Below are 15,381 nucleotides of genomic sequence, written 5' to 3' on the forward strand. Positions count from 1 at the left end.
TCAGCGGCGAGCCGGCATCAGAACGGCGGGCGTTCGCCTTCGTCGCTGTTGTTGTTGCCATTGCCCCTGCCACCGCCGTTGTTGTTGCCTTCGGAACGGGGCGGCGACGAGCGCCGGCTCGGACTTTCCTGTCGCGACGAGCCGCGGCGCTGCTGCGGATCGTCCTGCATGACGCGCACCCGGCCGTCGCTGGTCAGTACCTTGATGCGATAGACCTCGTGCCCGTCCCGCTGCATCGGCTCGGCCCGCAGCACTTCGCCACCGGTCTGCTGTTCGACCCGGCGCACCGAGTTCGGCAGGTCCGACTGGCCCGAGCGTTCGCGCTGGGATTCCTGCGAGTTCTGCGACTGCTGCCCCCGATCACGCTGGTTCTGCGCGTACGCGTCCGCCGACCCGAAGGTCAGGCTGAACGCAAGCAGGGAAAGGGCCAACAAACGCAGGAACATGGTCGGATGTTAACGGGTGGCGAGCGGGATGTGCCAGTCAGCTTGGCCGGAAGTCTGGGCAAAATGCAGTGAATCCGATATGAACTTCGCCCCTTCCGGGTAGGCGATTGTTAAGCCCCGCCTGCGCCCTCAGTAGATCTCGGCCACGCAGCAACGCAGGGAACCGCCGGCTTTTTCGATCTCGGCCAGGGGCACGGCGTGCAGGGCGAAACCGGCATCCTGCAAGGTCCGGCGGTTCTCGGCACGCAGGGCGCAGGCTGCCGCTTCGCTCATGAATACGGCCTTTTCGGCGACGGCGATGCAGTTGCCGGCGAAGCCGAGTTTCTCGTCCCGGCCCAGTCGGACCACCTGCGGCGCATAACACTCCGCGATGCCCTCCACCACCGCCGGGTCGGCGAAACCATCCGGCGCGATCACGACGGCCCGGCCCGCCAGCACGCTGAGCACGACATTCGTGTGGTACTCGCCTGGCGCCAGGTCGAACATCAGGGTCGCCCGCAGGCCGAAGGCGGCGTGCATGGCCTTGGCGCCCGCTTCGTCGCAACGCTCGGACAGCCCGCAAAAGCCCAGGCCACGCGCGCGATCGATGACCAGCGCACCGGTCAACTCGCACAGACCGGGCTGGTCGCGCAGATCGATCTCGCGATAGCCCAGGGCCTGCGCGAAGAAGCCACGAATATCCGGGCGCTCGGCTTCGCGCTGGCGCACCGCATGGCGCATATGGCCGAGCAGCAAACGGCCGGGCGCGGTGGCGAAGACATTGTTCGGAAACTGCGCGTCCGGCGTGTCGGCACGGCCAGAGAAGCAGATCGTCGGTACGATCGCCGACAAAGCCGACTGCAGGCCGCGGTGTTCGGCCAGGGCCTTCGCCGCGTCGGTGGTCAAACCCATATCCATGTAGCGGTTGTCGCTGGCCGATTGTTCGGCCAGCGCGAACCCTTCCGGCGCAATCAGGAAGACGGCCTTCGCGCAGGACGGCCCGAAATCCGGCGCACAGTTTTTCGCGAAGCCAACGAAGGTCCCGACATCGCGCGTGATCATGCGGCCTCCCTGCCCTGCGACCGCGTCGCGTCCAATGCCTGCTCCAGCAACACCATGCCCGCTCCCGCACGCGGCGCGCCTTCGCTGAGTATCTGCCGGAACAAGCGTCCGCCGGGCTGCGCATGGAACAGGCCGAGGATATGGCGGCTGATGTGCTTGAGCGCGACGCCGCGCTCGAGCTGCGCCTGTATGTAAGGGAAATAGGCGCGCAGCAGCGATTCGCGCGAGTGCGTCTCGCCGCCATGGATCGCGCGGTCGAGCAAATGCAGTCGATACGGCTCGTGATAGGCCGCGCGCCCCAGCATCACGCCATCGACCTGCTGCAACTGCGCCAGGCAATCGTCGGTCTCGACCAGGCCGCCATTGATGGCGATATGCAACTGCGGGCGCTCGGCTTTCAGCCGGTGTACCCAGTCGTAACGCAGCGGTGGAATCTCGCGATTTTCCTTCGGCGACAGGCCGCTGAGCCAGGCCTTGCGCGCGTGCACGACGAAACGCTCGATGCCGACGGCGGCGACGGTGTCGACGAAGGCCAGGAACAGGTCGTAGTCCTCCAGCTCGTCCACGCCCAGGCGGCATTTCACCGTCACCGGCACGCGCACCGCCGCGCGCATCGCCGCCATGCAATCGGCGACGAGCGACGGCTCTTTCATCAGGCAGGCGCCGAAGCGCCCGGCCTGCACGCGATCGGACGGGCAACCGACGTTGAGGTTGATCTCGTCGTAACCGAAGTCTTCGCCGATGCGCGCCGCCTCGGCCAGGTGCGACGGCTCGCTGCCGCCCAGTTGCAGCGCTACCGGATGCTCGCTGGCATCGAAACCGAGCAGGCGCTGGCGATCGCCATGGATCACCGCCTGCGCATGCACCATCTCGGTATACAGCAGCGCATTCGGCGCCAGCACGCGATGGAAGGCCCGGCAATGCCGGTCGGTCCAATCCATCATAGGCGCAACGGAAAGTTTGTAAGTGCCTGAAACGCAAGCCCCTTGCTGATTTGTCGCGGTTTCTTCCATGTTTTCAGCGCTTTTCGTTTCGGGGTATTTCCGGGGGATTTCGGGGGATTCTGGGGTATTTCGCACTACGCCGAGTGGTACATAGATTGGTTGTAGCATCGATGGCCCAAAGGCATTCCGACATATGTTGTCGGCACTATCAAGGCGCAATCATGGGAACTATCAGAGGCCGGAAACGGCAGAACGGCACTACTGGCTATACGGCGCAGATCAGGTTGAAGCGGCATGGACAGATTGTCCACACCGAGGCGGCCACATTTAACACCAAATCCCTGGCCACCGAGTGGTTGAAGCGACGCGAAGGCGCCCTCGCCGTCCAACGCTCTCGAGGAGAGGTTGTGGGCAGGCGCATGACCGTCGCAGAGATGGTCAGCTGGTACGAAACTCGAGAACCAAAGGATCAGCCCTGGGGGCGGACTAAGAAAAGAGACCTCTCTGCCCTGCGGACCGGACGCCTTGCTAGTCGGCGAGTCGATCAGCTTACCCGTCGGGACTTCATCGAACAGATTGAGGCGCGCCGCGCCGCCGGCGCAGGGCCGTCCACTGCCGCCAACGACATCATCTGGCTGCGCCAGGTCCTCCGAGCCGCTTTTGCCGTGCTGGGCGTTCCTGTACCGCTGGCCGAACTGGACGGCGCCTCTGAGTTTCTGCGCCAGGAACGAATCATCGGCAAATCGAAGCAGCGTGATCGCCGGCTGACCAGCAGTGAAGAGGCCAAGCTGCTCGATCATTTCGAGAATCGAAGCGCCACCCCGATGGGAGACATCATTCGCTTCGCAATGCTGACCGCCAGGCGGCAAGACGAGATAGTCCGCCTACGCTGGGAGGATCTCGATCGCGCGCAAAGCGTTGCCTTGCTCCGAGATGTGAAGCACCCTCGACTGAAGAAGGGCAATAACAAGCGCTTCCGCATGCTGGCCGAGGCATGGTCGATCATCGAAGCACAACCGCATGAGGAAGGCCAAGATTTGGTCTTCCCATACAACGGAAAATCGATCGGCACCGCCTTTACGCGCGCCACGAAGATTCTAGGGATCGATGACCTGTGCTTCCACGACCTGCGCCATGAAGCCACTTCCCGCCTATTCGAACGCGGCTACGCCATTCATGAGGTAGCTCAATTCACATTGCACGAATCGTGGGCAACACTGAAGCGATACACCCATCTCAGGCCACAGGACGTGCGAGAACTCTAGGCGCCGCGCTCAACCACCTGACGGCGAGGCCCACTACGAGATTCGGAATCCCACCGCATCGATTTTAGGCGAGCCCAAGCACCGCGAATGTGTTCTGGCTTCATGGCGATAGCTTTTCTCTCATTCCAAGAATGGATGGCATCAATCGCTGATTCAGCAGACTCAGCAGCACCTTCGCTATGACACATAACCCAGTGAACAGTACTCAACAGCTCGAGGCCATAAGGGTCCTCATAGCCAGCAATTAGTTCAGCGACACGCTCCATACGATCTTTGGTATCAAAGCGACCATCCAAGAAGGCCATCGCTTCGTCCAGAGCACCAGGAAGGATATCAATCTCTTTTCCTGGGCCATCGTGACCATCCCCGTAACCCGTTATCAGGTGACCCTCAATCCGGCCCAGAACGTGCCGCAAATTACTGGCGTACGGGCCATAATTGTGAGCGACGTAATTCAATCGCAAAGGCTCCCCCGCTTCCTGCAGGAAATACATCATCTTATGTATTTCCAAAAGCCGCACGACCGGATCCATTTGTCCTTCACGATACTGACTGGCCAGTGCCACGACAGCTGCGCTGCTAGCAGTGATGGGCGGTTTTTTTGTTTTGTTCGGCATATCAACCGGGTCGGGAGTACCAGTCGGTGGATAGACTTGCACGTCAACATCTGGAAGATCCTTAAATGCTTCTCGGATCAATGGCAGCACGTCGCTCCAATTCAAGCCGCCGTGGCCGCACCCAAGTGGCGGCAGCGCGATTGACTTGATACCCAAAGCACGAACCTTGGCCACAAGGTCAACAAGCCCTGTCTTAATGTCTTCCAGTTTGCTTTTCGCGCGCCAATGACGCTTTGTGGGGAAGTTGATCACCCAATTTGGGCCACCACCAAGGCCGCCTAAGTCCACGACATGCACCGCACCAATCTGGACCAACTCGTCTCGGCAATCAGCTTCGTATGCATCGTAGACGGCCGGGTAGGCTCGCTTAAACTGAAGCGCGATACCTTTCCCCATGACGCCTTCGGTATTCACGGTGTTAACCAAAGCCTCTACGTTGGCCTTCAACAGGTTCCCGTGCGCAATGGTGATCATTAGTAGTACCAGCCCTTTTTTACCGCCATCTGCGGCTGATGAGCCGCATGCCGAATTTCGTGAGTAACTCGGGTAACCGCATTTGCATCGTAGCACCCGATTTCGTTAAAGACATGCCATGGCACCGAGTCCCGGACCAGGAACTCCGCCTGCTTGAAGCCTAGCACCTCACCCCGCCAGTCCGGGGCCTGAATAGCCCGCCAATTCAACGTGCCAATATCTGCTAACTGGGTTGAAAACTGGGCATAGAAAGAACCTGCGTTGGAGTCGCTAATCGCCCACTGGTGGCCCAGTGCAACAAGCTGGCCAACCGTCGTAACAAGGTGAACGATGTCTTTCTGGCATCCTTTTGGCTTACCCGTACGGCCTTGATTCACAACGTACAACATCGGCGAACGCGGGCAATAGTAGAAAGGCACAAAGTGACCGACAAAAGTGCCGGGGCAGCAACCCACCTGGATTTCGGTCATTCGGCGTCGCTTAATGTTGTCGTAGCCGATTACGGAGTGCGGTCGCGCACCTAGAAGGATGTCGGATATAAGCCCGCCAGTAGAAACAATGTCGGCAAGGTTGTCGACATGCGTAATGTGGTAGACAGGAATGGCGTGCAGGGGACTCGACATCAGCTCATCGCCAGCGAAGGCATCTCGTCCCACGTTCTCCCATCAAGTTTCCGGCCATTCGCCTTTTTCGTTCGCCGCAGTCCATCAGGCCCCCAGTTTCCCCATTGCTTGAAGAAGAACAAGACGCCCTGCTCTAAGCATTGACGTTGCACGTTTCGTGCCCAGGCAATATCCATCGGTCGAGCCTTGTGTCCTGACTCGCCACCGACTATTACCCAATCAATCCCGCTCAGATCTAGCACCCCGACGTCCTCAAGCAAAGGCTCGACACTGAGAAATCTCGTGGCTGCGGGAGCCGACTGAAGATGAGCAATGCGAGGCACGCCGTGGCGCTTATTCTCTACGGACACGCCAATCCAAACATTGTCTGGCACACCGTTCTTGCGAGCATAGCGAGCGAGCCGCTGTCCGCGCTTGGTGAGGACTTGATAGGTATGCCTCGGAGTCGAGCGCATCACTTCAAACACCTGATCAATGAACTCCTCAGGTACTTGATCGTGAAAAAGATCACTCATTGAGTTAACAAAATACAGAGTCGGGGGGCGCCTTAGCACGGGGTCGCGCAGCCGCTCCGGAAGGATGCGTACTGTCTTGAACCCCTGCTCGTATCCTTTTGCCCCTATGGCTTGCAATCGCCTCGCCATCACTTCGGCGTAACAGAACTTGCAGCCAGCCGAAATCTTCGTGCACCCGACAACTGGGTTCCAAGTGCGCTCAGTCCATTCGATTCGCGAAGTCGTTGTCATTGGTCTACTGAAACATTCTGGCTTGAGGATCTACATTGCTTATCTGTGACCAGAACTTGTCCGCCAGCTTGTCTCGTGAAGCAAGCAGCAGCCAGTACAAAGGCTGGTTGTGGCTCCCAGTCACACGCTCAATATTATCGCTCACGTAGTAGCCCAGTTGCGTTAAGAGCTGCTTGTAGTGCGAAAGAAAACTCTGCTTCATGATGTCGCTTCGCTGATTTGTATCGATAGCATCACGCCAGCCTGGCGCAAATGTGTCCAGCTTGTGCTCCTCGCGCTTGCCGATGACATTTCGCTGAAAATCCATTTCGTTGATATGGATAATGAAGTCCATTCGTTTGACGCCAGCGAGCGTCTTGACTACAGCGAAAGGCAACGCATCCAGACTGTACGGATCGAGAAATGCCAAGTGCAATCCATAAGGGTTTAGGCTGCGCACCACGTCTGCCGCAGTCTGTTCCGCCTTGCCTTCATACACCTTCACCCCTGCAACTCCGGCCACCCCCAGCCGTTCCTTACAAGCCGCCAGGTTTTGCGTGTCCAAGTCGCCAATGTGAACTTGGCCGAACGGCACGTTTTTCTTTGCCTCGAGCGAAGCGACTAGCGGACTTCCATCAACCACTCTTGCGGTCTCCCTAATACGGGCTCGTCCTGTCGCGCAATAGAGATCGATGTAGGCGGGCGAGTTGCGGGAGAACTTTCGACGGGTAGCATGCGTGATATCAACATAGCGCCTGAGCCGGGCATGCTTCTCTTCCGCCCAGTCGCCGACAATATCGCGTCTTAACCCGTCGTCGGGATCAGACTCGTAGCGATCCTTTGCCTTGCTCGACATGTCGCCCTCCCCTGAGGGCGTTGTACCCGTGCGCCCCAGACCGGGGCAATGGCCGATGTGCGGGAAATCACAGGCCTATTGGCTGACTTGCTAGTCCAAGTTGCGCCGCTGGCGCGGTGCGCCCCCTTTGCTACTTCGTAGCAATTCTTGGCTAAGTAATTAATTTATCGTTATTTATCCATTAGGTCGGCCCAGTCCATCATCGGGGCGACGCTGAGCCTGGCTTCGTGGCTGGGTCTGGAATCCATGCCCGCATGTTAGCGGCCAAGCCCGGATTCTGGCTCGCCTTGACAATTAATTAAATAGTTAATTACTATTCGCCCCATGAGCCCTACCAAGCCCAAATCCACGCCCCGTCCCCGCCGCCCTGGCCGCCCCGAAGCGGACGGGGCCGACCTGCGCCAGCGCCTGCTGGACGCGGCCCTGGCGCGTTTCGTCGCCCAGGGCATCGCCGCCACGCCGCTGCGCGATGTGGCCAAAGCCGCGGGCGTCACCCCGGCCCTGGTGCACTACTACTTCGGCAGCAAGGACAAGTTGCTGGCGGCGGTACTGCAGGAGCGCCTGTTGCCGGTGGTCGGCGAAATGGCCGCCGCGTTCGCCGGCAGCGATGCCTCGGGCGATCTTCTTTCGCGTTTCGTCAGCGGCATGTATGCCGTCGTCGATCGCCATCCCTGGCTGCCCTCGCTGTGGGTGCGCGAGATCCTCAGCGAAGGCGGCGGCCTGCGCGAGTTCATGCTCGGCCACGTCGCGCCGCAATTGCCGCAGAAGCTGGCGCAGTACTTCGCCGCCGAACAGAAGGCCGGCCGACTCAATCCCGAACTCGATCCACGCCTGACCGTCGTTTCGCTGATCGGCCTGACGATGTTCCCGCTCGCCGGCCGGCCGATCTGGAGCCGCATCTTCGATGCCGGCGATATCGATACACAGAAAATGCAACGCCACACGCTCGCCCTGCTGCGGCAGGGCCTGGAGAACCACGATGCAACTTGATCGCCTGCGCTACGGCGCACTCGCCGGCCTGCTGTTGTTGGCGGGCTGCCACTCGAAAACCGACGGCCTGCTGCTCGGCACACTGGAGTGGGATCGCATCTCGCTTCCGGCCGAAGCCAGTGAGCCCGTACTGGCGCTGGACGTGCAGGAAGGCGCAGCGGTGAAAGCGGGCGACCGCTTGCTGCGCCTGGATGGCAGGCGCATGCAGGCGCGCATCGCGCAGGCCGAAGCGCAGCTCGAACAGCAGCAGGCGCGGCTCGCGGAACTGGCGAACGGCGCGCGCAGCGAAACGCTCGACGCCGCCCGCGCCGACGTCGCCAGTGCGGTGGCCGCGCGCGACGAAGCGCGCAAGCAGTACGCACGCCAGGCCGAGCTGGCCGGCAAGCAATTGGTCGCGCGCTCGACGCTGGATGCGGCCAAGGCGACGCGCGACCGCAGCGACGCCGCCGTCGCCGCCGCGCAGGCGCAACTGCGCGAACTCACCCAGGGCACGCGCAGCGAACAACTGGCGCAGGCCGAAGCCGCCGTGAAGACGGCCGAAGCGGCATTGGCCGAACTGAAACTCAGCGCCGCCAAACTCGACGTGCATGCGCCGCGCGATGCGCGCGTGGACGCCCTGCCCTTCAAGCCCGGCGACCAGCCGCCGCTGGGCGCGAACCTGGCCAGCCTGCTGGTCGGCGAGGCGCCGTATGCGCGCGTCTTCGTGCCGGCCAGCGAACGGGCGAAGATCAAGGAAGGCCAGAAGTACGTGCTGAGCGTGCAAGGCGTCGAACGCGAATGGCGGGCGCATGTACGCGCGATATCCAGCGAGGCTTCGTTCACGCCCTACTACGCGCTGACCGGCGACGATGCCAGCCGCCTGGTCTATCGCGCCGAGCTGGTGCTGGAAGACGGCGAAGCCAAGACATTGCCGGCCGGCTTGCCGGTGCAGGCGCGGCCCGCGCAATGAACGCGCCGCACGACAACGAGATCGCGATCCGTTCGCGCGGCCTGACCAAGCGCTTCGGTTCACTGGTCGCGGTGGACCATGTGGATCTGCTGGTGCCGCGCGGCCAGGTCTACGGCTTCCTCGGGCCGAACGGTTCGGGTAAGTCGACGACGCTGCGCATGCTCTGCGGCCTGCTGACGCCGAGCGAAGGCGAGGTGGAAGTGCTGGGCCTGCGCGTTCCCGAGCAGGCCGAGGAACTGAAGACGCGCATCGGCTACATGACTCAGAAGTTCTCGCTGTACGAGGACCTGACGGTGCAGGAGAACCTGGAGTTTCTCGCCGCCGTGCATGACCTTCCGCGTGCGCTCGCACGCCAGCGCGTCGACGAGATGATCGAACGCTATCGCTTCAGCGACCGGCGCAAGCAACTGGCCGGCACCATGTCGGGCGGCCAGAAACAGCGCCTCGCGCTGGCTGGCTCCGTGCTGCACGAACCCGAGCTACTGCTGCTCGACGAACCCACCAGCGCGGTCGACCCAGAATCGCGTCGCGATTTCTGGGCGAACCTTTTCGAACTCGCCGATGCCGGCACGACGCTGCTGGTGTCGACGCATTACATGGACGAGGCCGAACGCTGCCATCGCCTCGCCATTCTCGAAAGCGGCCGCCTCGTCGCCGACGGCACGCCGCAGGCGCTGTGCGCGGCGTTGCCCGGGCGCGTCTGGCGCCTGCGCAGCGAGAACGCGCGCAAGCTTGAAGTGCAACTGCGCGCAAAGGCCGGCGTGCTCGGCGTCGCGCAGATCGGCACCGACTTGCGCGTGCTGGCCGAGCCAGGCATGGACGAGCCCGCCTTGCGCGCGCTCGTGGGCGAGGCGAACGTCGAGATCGAAGCGGTGGCGCCGAACCTCGAAGACGTCTTCGTCGCCGCGACGCGACAGGCGCGATTGCGGGAGGCCGCATGAACCTCACGCGCCTGTTCGCCATCGTGCTGAAGGAACTGCGGCAGCTTCGCCGCGACCGCCTGACCTTCGCGATGATCCTCGGCATCCCGACGCTGCAGTTGCTGCTGTTCGGCTTCGCGATCAATCTCGATATCCGTGGCATCGACGCCGCCGCCGTCGATCAGGCGCAAACCGCGCGTTCGCGCGAAGCGCTGGCGACGATGGCCGCGACCGGCGTCATCGCCCTGCACGGCCAGGCCGATAGTCCGGCGCAGTTGCAGGAGTGGATACGCCAGGGACGCATCAGCCTCGGCATCGTCATACCCGCCGATTTCGAACGCCGCGTGGAAACGCGCGATGCCCCCGCATTGCAGGTGATGGTGGACGGATCCGACCAGAGCGTGCAGGCCGCCGCGCGGCAATTGGCGACGATGCCGCTGGCCGGCGTTGCCGCGAGCTACCAAAGCGTTGAAGTCGTGAACTTCTACAACCCCGAACGGCGCGCGCCGGTGAACACGGTGCCCGGCCTGATCGGCGTGATCCTGACGATGACCCTGGTGATGTTCACCGGCATGGCCTTGGTACGCGAACGCGAGCGCGGCAATCTCGAGATGCTGATCGCGACGCCGGTGTCGCCCTGGGAGCTGACGCTGGGCAAGGTGCTGCCCTTCGTCGGCATCGGCCTGGTGCAGGTCACCGTTGTGTTGTTGCTGGGCAAGCTGGTGTTCGCCGTGCCTATCCGCGGGCATCTGCTCGAGGTCTATACCGCGGCCCTGCTCTTCATCCTGGCCAATCTCGCGCTCGGCATTCTGATCTCGACGCTGGCCAAGACCCAGTTCCAATCGATGCAGCTGGCCTTTTTCACCTTCCTGCCGCAGATCCTGCTCTCGGGTTTCATGTTCCCGTATGCGGGCATGCCGAAGGCCGCGCAGTGGTTGGCCGAGATCCTGCCGATGACGCATTTCATCCGACTGATCCGCGCCATCATGCTGCGCGGCGCAGGATTGCAGGACATGCCCAACGACCTGCTCGCGCTTGGCGTCATCGCCGCCGTCTTGCTGATCGTCTCGACGCGACGCATCCGCAAGAAGCTGGATTGATCGCAAGCTCCTGTCTTCGGGGCGACCGCTGTAGGAGCGACGCAAGTCGCGACACGTTGTGGCCGGACAGGTCGCGACTTGCGACCCACAGGAATTTCCTGCGGTCATCGCTCCTACAGAAACATCGACATCGGTGCCGGGATCAGCCCTGACTCAAATGCGCCAGCGCGCCGGCGTTCTGTTCCCAGTTGCGGCCGTCGAAGGGCTCGACCTCGATGCTCGTCGCGCTGCCATCGTCCAGGCAACGCGCATTGACGTCCACACCATCGGGGTTGCTGCGCGGAATGTAGAAGCTCTTCACGCCGCAGACGCGACAGAATCGGTGCTTGGCCACGCCGGTATTGAAGGTGTATTCGGTCAAGGCGTCCTGCCCCGAGACGAGGCGGAAACGCGCGGCCGGCACGATCAGATGCCAGAAGCCGCTCATCCGGCACAGCGAACAATTGCATTCCTGCACGCGCAATACGGCCGGCGCTTCGACCTCGAAACGCACGCGGCCGCAATGGCAGCCGCCACGATGGATCACGTTCGTTTCCGTGTCGCTCATTTCTTTCCTTCCTTGGCGGGCGGCGCGTCGGCGGCCACGTCCTGCTTCATCGAAGCTTCCGGCGCCTGCGCCGGCGCGAGCCTGGCCCTGGCCTTGCCGATGCGTTCTTTCAGTACATCGAAGCCGGACGTACCCGGCAACAGGCCGAACGACCTTACGAACGCACTCCAGCCTTCGCTTCGCCGCGGCTCGTACTCGCGCAGCATGTCCAGGCAGGGCCGCTGCAACTGATAGGCGATGGCGCAGGCGCAGTACACGTCGCCCGGCGCCCAGCGCTTCGGTCCCAGGTATTCGCGCAGCAGGTAACGTGGCGCGCCGAGTTCGGACACCATCGCGTCGATCAAGGCGCTCTGGCTGGCGCGTGCCGCTTCGTCGAGGGCGATCAGGTCCGAGTCCAGCGCCGCATCGCCGCTGCGCGGCAGATAGTTCGTCGCGACTTTCGCCGCCAGCGGCAACGCGAACGCGCAGGCCAAACTCGCCAGCAAGCATACCGTCCGAATCTTCATCGCCCTGCTCCGCTCATCGTCGCGGCAGACGATACGCGAATCCATCGGCCAGGCGCGAGCCATCGGCTTCGAGCAACTCCAGCGAACCGTCTTCGATCAGGGCGAATCGACGTTCGCGCGCCTCGCCCGGATCGAGCACGATCAAGGTGCGCATCCCGGCTGGCGAACTGGCGGGTACCGTTTCGCGCCAGACGCCGATCTGGTCGAAGTCGGTGCGGCGCGGTCCGAGATAGGACTCGGACAGCACGTACTCGTGCCTTCCGCCATCGCGGCTGAGCGCCAGGCGCGTCTCGACACCGCGGCAATCGCTGCAAGGCAGCACGCCCTGCCAGACCCGGACGCCGCGCTCCGCCGGGCCGGCCTCGGACAAGGGGGTCGCCCCTTCGCGCCCGCAACCCGCCGCCAACAGAGCGGCCAGGCACATCAGGGCAGTCGTCCGGATCCGGTCCATGCCGCCATCTTAGGCCCGAATCGCGCCGTCTAACCCCATTCCCGACGCCGGCCCGTTTCCGGGATGTACCAACCCGGAGGTGTCCCATGGTGCTTGTCCAGAACCCGTCGCTCCTGACCTCGCTCGATCCCAAGCGCATCGCCGGGTACAGCGTCACGATCGCCTTGCATGCGTTCGCCTTCATGCTGCTGCTGGCGCCGTTGCAAGCGCCTGCGCCGGCGACAAGCAAGGAAGTAACGACCGAGGTCGAGTGGAAAGTTCCCGAGGAACTTCCGCCGCCCCCGCCGCCGCCGGAAGTCCGACAGGTGCGCACTCAACCTACGGAGCGTCCGCAGCCGGTGCAGATCCCGCAACCCGAACTGATCGCGGATCTACCGCCCGAACCCATCGATGCCGGCAGCATTCCGGCGGTGGAAGATGCGGGTACGCCGAACACCTTCGAGACCGTCGGTCCCGCGATCGCCGAACTGATGACGCGGGTCGCACCGCCGCCGCCCTATCCCGCGCTGGCGGAAAAACGTCGCATGCAGGGCACGGTCGTGCTGATGATCCTGGTCGGCGCCGACGGCAGTCCGCTGGAAGTCAGCATCGAACAAAGCAGCGGTTCGAGTCTGCTCGACGAGGCGGCGAGAAAATTCGTCAAGGCGCGTTGGCAGTTCGTGCCGGCGCAGGTGGGAGGTACGGCGGTCAGCGCTTATGCGCGCGTACCGATCCGCTTCACGCTCCAGCGCTGAATGACCTCGGGCGGCGGCCGCCATGCCGCCGCCCATGCGGAACCCAGCTTCGGGCGAACGATTTCAGGCGAACAAGGGGCGGATGCCCAGCACCAGCGCGATCGCGCCCGTCAGACCGAACAGCAACGCACCCAACAAGGCCAGTCGATAGAGCAAGCGCCCCATCACGCGCTGACGCGGCGTCATCGTGTGGTAATCGGTGCCGAAGGCGGTACCGGCCGACAGGCTGAGCATGGCCGACATGCCACTGGCACCCGCCATCAGAATCGCCAGCAGCAGCCACATCCACCACGTCATGCTTGGGTCCCGTCCTATCCGGCGTCGGCATTATAGGCCGGCGAGGCGGCCACGGCCTGCAACTCACGCAATGCCGCAGGTACGCCGGAGGCGTCGGCGACGCGGCGCACGCGCGCGTGGTCCTCGGCGAAATCGGTGTCCTGCTCGTGCGCCCAGGTGACGTGGTAGGGCATGTACACGCCCCATCCGCCGAGCGCGATGACCGGCGCGATGTCCGAGCGCAGGGAATTGCCCACCATCGCGAAATGCTCCGGCGCGACGGCGAACTCCTCGAACAGGCGCGCGTAAGTCGTCGCATCCTTTTCCGACACGATTTCGATGCGGTGGAACAGGTCGGTCAGGCCCGAACGCGCGACCTTCGCCTCCTGGTGGAACAGGTCGCCTTTGGTGATCAGCACAATCCGGTATTCGTTCGCGACCGTTTCTACCGCCTCGCGGATGCCCGGCAGCAGTTCGACCGGATGCGCGAGGATGTCCTTGCCGATGGCCAACAGGCTATGCAGATCGCGGGCGCTGATGCGTTCCTCGCTCAACTCGATCGCGGTTTCCAGCATCGACAGCGTCATGCCCTTGGCGCCGTAACCGAACAGTTTCAGGTTGCGGCGCTCGGTGGCGAGAAGGCGATCGTGCACGCGCGCATCGGCCAAATCGATGTAGCGGCCGAGCAGGCTCTCGAATTCGTCATGCGCGCTGCGATAGAAACCCTCGCTATGCCAGAGCGTGTCGTCGCCGTCGAAACCGATCAGTCGCAACATGGGGCGGTCTTGCGGAAAGGGAAACGCATTCTAGGGCTTGCCGCCAGCGAGCGCTCGAAAAAAGAAGGCCGGGGGTTGCCCGGCCTTTCCGTTCCAATGATCAGAAACTGTTGCCCGTCTTCTTGGGAGACGGTGCGAACTCAACGCTTGAAGGGATGCCACTGCCCGCGATCGTCGTAGGCGCCATAGGGCGGGCCCGGCGTGTGGCAGGCTTCGGCCTTGACGCGCGCGTCGGCGCGTACGCGCGAAGCCTGGGCCGTTCCGCCGTTCTGCACCCAGGGCTGCGGCTTGTCGCAGTAGGTCGGATCCTTCGGGTCAACCATCCTGTAATAACGCTTGCGACCGTCGGCATCGGCCACGACGGTCAACGAGGTCTTGGCGCGATCATGGCGATCGAAGGGACGCCCCTGGTCGAACATCACCGATTGGGCGGGAACCTCGACGCGCATGCGCTGTTCCGGCGCCCGCTGCCGGGCCTCGGCCAAACCGCCGACGCCGATCAGCATCGCCATCAGGCATCCCGTGATTGCACGCATGTCCGATCCTCCGTACCACCGGTTCGCAGGATCGGGCGCGGGCGGTGAATCGGCGTTGAACTTTCGGGGCTCGACACCGCGCCGTTCAGCCGGCGGACGGCCTCACTCGCCTTCGCGCGCCTCGCGGCATTGTTCGACGACCCAAGCATCCAATCGATAGAGCTGGTCGTCGCGCATCTCCAGCCAGGCGTTGTTCGCGCGAATCGCATCAGCGAACTCGTGGGCGCGACGGCAGGGACCTTTCGGACGATTCTCGTCGACCGTCGCAGGCTCGGGCTTCGGCGGTGGTGGCGGCGGCGCCGGCTTCGCTTCCGGCTCGGTCGTACCGGCGATGACCGACAAGGCCTTGGCGTTCTGCGTGTCCTGCTGGCGCCGTTGCTCGGCGGCCTGCTGCTGTTCCGGCGTCGGCATCGGGTCGGGCGAGGCGTCCCGCCGCCATACCTGAGTGCTTCCTTTCGGACAGGGCCTGGATTGCACGCTGGTTTCGCCGCCGGCGGACAGGCATTTGTACAGCGTCTCGGCAGCGGCATCGCCGGCAAAGAACAAGGTCAACAGAAACATGGGGCGCAGGCGTTTCATCGCACGATCCATCGGTCGAAGTCGGT

General features: G+C 63.1%; 20 protein-coding genes. 6 read left to right on the top strand and 14 right to left on the bottom strand.

Annotation, left to right across the window (positions count from 1 at the left end; translation table 11 throughout):
- Window positions 1–17: 17 nt before the first annotated feature.
- The 3 genes from QM707_RS09860 to dusA all read right to left on the bottom strand — a co-directional run bounded on the left by QM707_RS09860 (window position 18) and on the right by dusA (window position 2,500).
- Window positions 18–446, bottom strand: coding sequence for a PepSY domain-containing protein (locus QM707_RS09860; protein ID WP_415001673.1), 429 nt, complete (start codon window positions 444–446; stop codon window positions 18–20).
- A gap of 129 nt (window positions 447–575) precedes the next feature.
- A complete protein-coding gene (locus QM707_RS09865) occupies window positions 576–1,487 on the bottom strand; it encodes an arginine deiminase-related protein (RefSeq protein ID WP_415001674.1) in 912 nt (303 codons plus the stop codon).
- A complete protein-coding gene (gene dusA / locus QM707_RS09870; protein ID WP_415001675.1) occupies window positions 1,484–2,500 on the bottom strand; it encodes a tRNA dihydrouridine(20/20a) synthase DusA in 1,017 nt (338 codons plus the stop codon). Before dusA ends, QM707_RS09865 begins: the two co-directional genes overlap by 4 nt.
- Window positions 2,501–2,652: 152 nt before the next feature.
- On the opposite strand from dusA, the gene QM707_RS09875 reads away from it, so the two are divergent.
- On the top strand, window positions 2,653–3,696 hold the full coding sequence (locus QM707_RS09875; protein WP_415001676.1) for a site-specific integrase: 1,044 nt from the start codon (window positions 2,653–2,655) through the stop codon (window positions 3,694–3,696).
- Here QM707_RS09875 and QM707_RS09880 read toward each other — a convergent pair.
- Genes QM707_RS09880 through tcmP form a run of 4 tightly spaced genes read right to left on the bottom strand, consistent with a single transcriptional unit; the run spans window position 3,693 to window position 6,991 of the window.
- The gene (locus tag QM707_RS09880) at window positions 3,693–4,787 is read right to left on the bottom strand and encodes a macro domain-containing protein (RefSeq protein WP_415001677.1); all 1,095 of its coding nucleotides are present in this window, start codon (window positions 4,785–4,787) and stop codon (window positions 3,693–3,695) included. The two genes, QM707_RS09875 and QM707_RS09880, sit on opposite strands and share 4 nt — an antisense overlap.
- Complete coding sequence (locus QM707_RS09885; RefSeq protein ID WP_415001678.1) at window positions 4,787–5,410, bottom strand: DUF4433 domain-containing protein; 624 nt, start codon at window positions 5,408–5,410, stop codon at window positions 4,787–4,789. Before QM707_RS09885 ends, QM707_RS09880 begins: the two co-directional genes overlap by 1 nt.
- The gene (locus QM707_RS09890) at window positions 5,410–6,156 is read right to left on the bottom strand and encodes a DUF5131 family protein (protein ID WP_415001679.1); all 747 of its coding nucleotides are present in this window, start codon (window positions 6,154–6,156) and stop codon (window positions 5,410–5,412) included. The genes QM707_RS09885 and QM707_RS09890 overlap by 1 nt, the downstream gene beginning before the upstream one ends.
- 4 nt (window positions 6,157–6,160) lie before the next feature.
- On the bottom strand, window positions 6,161–6,991 hold the full coding sequence (gene tcmP, locus QM707_RS09895; protein WP_415001680.1) for a three-Cys-motif partner protein TcmP: 831 nt from the start codon (window positions 6,989–6,991) through the stop codon (window positions 6,161–6,163).
- Window positions 6,992–7,315: 324 nt separating this feature from the next.
- On the opposite strand from tcmP, the gene QM707_RS09900 reads away from it, so the two are divergent.
- The 4 genes from QM707_RS09900 to QM707_RS09915 are packed head-to-tail and all read left to right on the top strand — an operon-like array spanning window position 7,316 to window position 10,950.
- Entirely contained in the window at window positions 7,316–7,981 is a 666-nt protein-coding gene (locus tag QM707_RS09900; protein ID WP_415001681.1) for a TetR/AcrR family transcriptional regulator, read from the top strand.
- Window positions 7,971–8,930, top strand: coding sequence for an HlyD family secretion protein (locus tag QM707_RS09905; protein WP_415001682.1), 960 nt, complete (start codon window positions 7,971–7,973; stop codon window positions 8,928–8,930). Before QM707_RS09900 ends, QM707_RS09905 begins: the two co-directional genes overlap by 11 nt.
- A 26-nt stretch (window positions 8,931–8,956) precedes the next feature.
- A complete protein-coding gene (locus tag QM707_RS09910; RefSeq protein WP_415001836.1) occupies window positions 8,957–9,871 on the top strand; it encodes an ABC transporter ATP-binding protein in 915 nt (304 codons plus the stop codon).
- Window positions 9,868–10,950: an ABC transporter permease gene (locus QM707_RS09915; protein WP_415001683.1), complete on the top strand. Its 1,083-nt coding sequence runs from the start codon at window positions 9,868–9,870 to the stop codon at window positions 10,948–10,950. The genes QM707_RS09910 and QM707_RS09915 overlap by 4 nt, the downstream gene beginning before the upstream one ends.
- A gap of 142 nt (window positions 10,951–11,092) precedes the next feature.
- On the opposite strand, the gene QM707_RS09920 is transcribed toward QM707_RS09915, so the two are convergent.
- Genes QM707_RS09920 through QM707_RS09930 form a run of 3 tightly spaced genes read right to left on the bottom strand, consistent with a single transcriptional unit; the run spans window position 11,093 to window position 12,454 of the window.
- Window positions 11,093–11,497 (bottom strand): GFA family protein, encoded by a 405-nt coding sequence (locus QM707_RS09920; protein ID WP_415001684.1) that lies wholly within the window; start codon window positions 11,495–11,497, stop codon window positions 11,093–11,095.
- Window positions 11,494–12,003 carry a hypothetical protein gene (locus QM707_RS09925; protein ID WP_415001685.1) on the bottom strand — a complete coding sequence of 170 codons (510 nt, stop codon included), beginning with the start codon at window positions 12,001–12,003 and terminating at the stop codon, window positions 11,494–11,496. Before QM707_RS09925 ends, QM707_RS09920 begins: the two co-directional genes overlap by 4 nt.
- A 13-nt stretch (window positions 12,004–12,016) precedes the next feature.
- Window positions 12,017–12,454 (bottom strand): copper resistance protein NlpE N-terminal domain-containing protein, encoded by a 438-nt coding sequence (locus tag QM707_RS09930; protein WP_415001686.1) that lies wholly within the window; start codon window positions 12,452–12,454, stop codon window positions 12,017–12,019.
- Window positions 12,455–12,540: 86 nt separating this feature from the next.
- Here QM707_RS09930 and QM707_RS09935 point away from each other — a divergent pair, with 86 nt between their 5' ends.
- Entirely contained in the window at window positions 12,541–13,188 is a 648-nt protein-coding gene (locus QM707_RS09935) for an energy transducer TonB (protein WP_415001687.1), read from the top strand.
- A gap of 63 nt (window positions 13,189–13,251) precedes the next feature.
- Here the strand turns inward: QM707_RS09935 and QM707_RS09940 are convergent, their stop codons facing one another.
- From QM707_RS09940 to QM707_RS09955, 4 genes are all read right to left on the bottom strand, one after another.
- Entirely contained in the window at window positions 13,252–13,485 is a 234-nt protein-coding gene (locus tag QM707_RS09940; protein ID WP_415001688.1) for a hypothetical protein, read from the bottom strand.
- Window positions 13,486–13,499: 14 nt separating this feature from the next.
- A complete protein-coding gene (locus QM707_RS09945; protein WP_415001689.1) occupies window positions 13,500–14,240 on the bottom strand; it encodes an HAD family hydrolase in 741 nt (246 codons plus the stop codon).
- Window positions 14,241–14,380: 140 nt separating this feature from the next.
- Window positions 14,381–14,776 (bottom strand): hypothetical protein, encoded by a 396-nt coding sequence (locus tag QM707_RS09950; RefSeq protein ID WP_415001690.1) that lies wholly within the window; start codon window positions 14,774–14,776, stop codon window positions 14,381–14,383.
- 102 nt (window positions 14,777–14,878) lie between these two features.
- Window positions 14,879–15,355 carry a DUF4124 domain-containing protein gene (locus tag QM707_RS09955; RefSeq protein WP_415001691.1) on the bottom strand — a complete coding sequence of 159 codons (477 nt, stop codon included), beginning with the start codon at window positions 15,353–15,355 and terminating at the stop codon, window positions 14,879–14,881.
- Window positions 15,356–15,381: the final 26 nt, after the last annotated feature.

Origin of the sequence: Arenimonas sp., from assembly GCF_047602345.1 — a bacterium.
In the GTDB taxonomy this organism is placed as follows: domain Bacteria; phylum Pseudomonadota; class Gammaproteobacteria; order Xanthomonadales; family Xanthomonadaceae; genus Arenimonas.

Bases quoted from the DNA above. Each gene is read 5' to 3' on its own strand.
- QM707_RS09875 (WP_415001676.1), top strand. From the start codon at position 2,653: ATGGGAACTATCAGAGGCCGGAAACGGCAGAACGGCACTACTGGCTAT.
- QM707_RS09900 (WP_415001681.1), top strand. From the start codon at position 7,316: ATGAGCCCTACCAAGCCCAAATCCACGCCCCGTCCCCGCCGCCCTGGC.
- QM707_RS09945 (WP_415001689.1), bottom strand. From the start codon at position 14,240: ATGTTGCGACTGATCGGTTTCGACGGCGACGACACGCTCTGGCATAGC.
- QM707_RS09935 (WP_415001687.1), top strand. From the start codon at position 12,541: ATGGTGCTTGTCCAGAACCCGTCGCTCCTGACCTCGCTCGATCCCAAG.
- QM707_RS09905 (WP_415001682.1), top strand. From the start codon at position 7,971: ATGCAACTTGATCGCCTGCGCTACGGCGCACTCGCCGGCCTGCTGTTG.
- QM707_RS09860 (WP_415001673.1), bottom strand. From the start codon at position 446: ATGTTCCTGCGTTTGTTGGCCCTTTCCCTGCTTGCGTTCAGCCTGACC.
- QM707_RS09950 (WP_415001690.1), bottom strand. From the start codon at position 14,776: ATGCGTGCAATCACGGGATGCCTGATGGCGATGCTGATCGGCGTCGGC.
- dusA (WP_415001675.1), bottom strand. From the start codon at position 2,500: ATGGAAGAAACCGCGACAAATCAGCAAGGGGCTTGCGTTTCAGGCACT.
- QM707_RS09890 (WP_415001679.1), bottom strand. From the start codon at position 6,156: ATGACAACGACTTCGCGAATCGAATGGACTGAGCGCACTTGGAACCCA.
- QM707_RS09865 (WP_415001674.1), bottom strand. From the start codon at position 1,487: ATGATCACGCGCGATGTCGGGACCTTCGTTGGCTTCGCGAAAAACTGT.
- QM707_RS09955 (WP_415001691.1), bottom strand. From the start codon at position 15,355: ATGAAACGCCTGCGCCCCATGTTTCTGTTGACCTTGTTCTTTGCCGGC.
- tcmP (WP_415001680.1), bottom strand. From the start codon at position 6,991: ATGTCGAGCAAGGCAAAGGATCGCTACGAGTCTGATCCCGACGACGGG.
- QM707_RS09930 (WP_415001686.1), bottom strand. From the start codon at position 12,454: ATGGACCGGATCCGGACGACTGCCCTGATGTGCCTGGCCGCTCTGTTG.
- QM707_RS09925 (WP_415001685.1), bottom strand. From the start codon at position 12,003: ATGAAGATTCGGACGGTATGCTTGCTGGCGAGTTTGGCCTGCGCGTTC.
- QM707_RS09885 (WP_415001678.1), bottom strand. From the start codon at position 5,410: ATGTCGAGTCCCCTGCACGCCATTCCTGTCTACCACATTACGCATGTC.
- QM707_RS09940 (WP_415001688.1), bottom strand. From the start codon at position 13,485: ATGACGTGGTGGATGTGGCTGCTGCTGGCGATTCTGATGGCGGGTGCC.
- QM707_RS09915 (WP_415001683.1), top strand. From the start codon at position 9,868: ATGAACCTCACGCGCCTGTTCGCCATCGTGCTGAAGGAACTGCGGCAG.
- QM707_RS09880 (WP_415001677.1), bottom strand. From the start codon at position 4,787: ATGATCACCATTGCGCACGGGAACCTGTTGAAGGCCAACGTAGAGGCT.
- QM707_RS09920 (WP_415001684.1), bottom strand. From the start codon at position 11,497: ATGAGCGACACGGAAACGAACGTGATCCATCGTGGCGGCTGCCATTGC.